At 47.5% G+C, this 1660-nt stretch carries 1 protein-coding gene; it reads right to left on the bottom strand.

All coding sequences use genetic code 11. The annotated features are described in order from the left end of the window. Positions 1–164 precede the first annotated feature (164 nt). A complete protein-coding gene (gene glnA, locus FHQ30_RS11840; RefSeq protein WP_139612343.1) occupies positions 165–1583 on the bottom strand; it encodes a glutamate--ammonia ligase in 1419 nt (472 codons plus the stop codon). Positions 1584–1660 lie beyond the last annotated feature (77 nt).

Genomic DNA, 1660 nt, shown 5'->3' with positions numbered 1-1660 from the left:
GCATAAGCACTTAATTAATAAAGGAAAAATGCAAAGTGCGGTTCGGGGCGATATATAATCGCCCCCTACAGTTACAACATTAATCGTGTATTTTAACCTTTGTCAGCAGTCTAAGGGCGCATTAACATACGCCCTTATTTTAAATTGTCGGATTTAAACTCAACTTACATCGCATAATACATTTCGAATTCTGCCGGGTGTGGCAACATTCTTAAGCGTTGTACGTCTTTCGATTTCAACTCAACATAGGCTTCGATGAAATCTTTGCTGAATACGCCACCACGAGTCAGGAAATCGTGATCGGCTTGCAGGGCTTGTAGGGCTTCTTCCAAAGAACCGGCAACGTGCGGCACTTGTTTCAACTCTTCCGGCGGCAAGTCATACAGGTTTTTATCCATCGCATCGCCCGGGCTTAATTTGTTGATGATCCCGTCCAGACCCGCCATCAAAATCGCTGAGAATGCCAAATATGGGTTGGCACCCGGATCCGGGAAGCGCACTTCGATACGGCGTGCTTTCGGGCTGGAAACCGTCGGAATCCGAATTGAAGCGGAGCGGTTGCTTGCTGAGTAAGCCAACAGCACCGGTGCTTCGTAGCCCGGCACCAAACGTTTGTAGGAGTTGGTGGTCGGGTTGGTGAACGCATTCAAGGCTTTGGCGTGTTTGATCACACCGGCGATAAAGTGAAGTGCGGTTTCGGACAAGTTGGCATATTTATCACCGGAGAACAGGTTAGCGCCGTCTTTGCCCAACGAGATGTGGCAGTGCATACCGGAACCGTTGTCACCGAACAGCGGTTTTGGCATAAAGCACGCTGTTTTGCCGTGTTCGTGTGCCACATTGCGCACCACATATTTATAGATTTGCGTTTCGTCGGCTTTTAAGGTTAGCGTGTTGAAACGACAGGCAATTTCATTTTGACCAGCTGTTGCCACTTCGTGGTGGTGCGCTTCAATCACCAAACCGAACTCTTCCATTAACAAACACATTTCAGAGCGGATGTCTTGGGAAGAATCAACCGGAGGCACCGGGAAGTAACCGCCTTTCACGCCCGGACGATAACCGGTGTTGCCGCCTTCGTATTCGGTGTTGCTGTTCCATGCTGCTTCAATGTCGTCAATTGCAAATGAGCTGGCGCCCATGCCGACTTGAAAACGCACATCGTCAAACAGGAAGAATTCTGGTTCAGGCCCTAATAATACCGTGTCAGCGATACCGGAGGCTTTCAGGTATTCTTCGGCGCGCAAGGCGATGGAGCGAGGGTCACGATCATAACCTTGCATGGTGGTCGGCTCGTAAACATCGCAGCGAATGCTTAAGGTCGGAATCGCAAAAAACGGATCGAGAATCGCTGTTTCAGGGATCGGCATCAGCACCATGTCGGATTTATTGATGGTTTTCCAACCGGCAATCGATGAACCGTCAAACATTTTGCCGTCTTCGAAAAAATCGTCATCTACCGCACTTTTAGGAATCGAAACGTGCTGTTCGGTACCCTTGATGTCGGTAAAACGTAAATCGACAAATTTGACATCATGCTCTTCAATGAGCTTAAATACGTTGGCGATAGCTGCTTGAGACATAACTAAATCCTCTATTGGTTAATGTGAAAAATATAAAAATATTAGGGTTTGTTTGAAACATAACTAAAATATAATCC

Source organism: Testudinibacter sp. 'clade 2' (assembly GCF_006227735.1).
Classification (GTDB): Bacteria; Pseudomonadota; Gammaproteobacteria; order Enterobacterales; family Pasteurellaceae; genus Chelonobacter.
This window is presented reverse-complemented; position numbering and strand designations above follow the sequence as displayed.